This is a genomic window from Pseudomonas sp. P5_B2 (genome assembly GCF_056400445.1).
Map to the genome: position 1 here is coordinate 1 of NZ_JBFULH010001377.1, position 660 is coordinate 660.

General features: G+C 60.6%; 1 protein-coding gene. It reads right to left on the bottom strand.

Features of this window, described 5'->3' with window-relative positions:
* Positions 1 to 660 (bottom strand): allantoicase (alc, locus tag AC1DRJ_RS31310; protein WP_477805516.1); only part of this gene is annotated, 660 nt, incomplete at both ends.

Sequence of the window (660 nt, forward strand, 5' to 3'; positions counted from 1 at the left end):
TTGATCTGCTCGGCGAAGGTGTGTTCGGCGTGCATTTCCAGTTTCTGCGCTGGCAGCAGTTCGCGCCAGAAGAGCGATTGGGTTTCGATCTGGCTGTCGGTGCCGCCTTTCACGAACGCACCCTGGATCGCGCACGTGTCCGGGTAGTTGCCTTTGAAGTGCAGGGTGTCGACGATGACTTTCTCGACTTCACCGGCATGGCCCAGCGCGACGATCACCCAGTCATTGCCCGGGGTGCGACGACGTGCAGTTTCCCAGCCGTCGCCCATGTTGATGCCACGGCCCGGGTTAAGGATGTTGCTCATGCGGCCGAAGTGTTCGTCGGAACAGGCGAGGGCGCGGCCACCGTTGAGGGCTGCGGCCAGGTCGATTTGCTCGTTGTCGCCGACGGCCGACCAGTCACGGTGTGGAACGCCATACACACGCAGACGGGCCACGCCGCCATCCGGGTAGATGTTGAAGCGCAGGTGGCTGAATGCCTGGTCGTTGTTGATTTCGTGGAAGTGGTGGCTGTTACCTTGCAGCTCTACGGCCGACAGCACTTCAACCCACTGGGTATTTTCAGTCGGCTCGCCTTCAGCCAGGAAACAGGCTTCCAGGGAGGCCGACGGCGGAAAGTTGCCGGTGAAGAATGAAGTGTCAATGTCGACGCCTTTGATC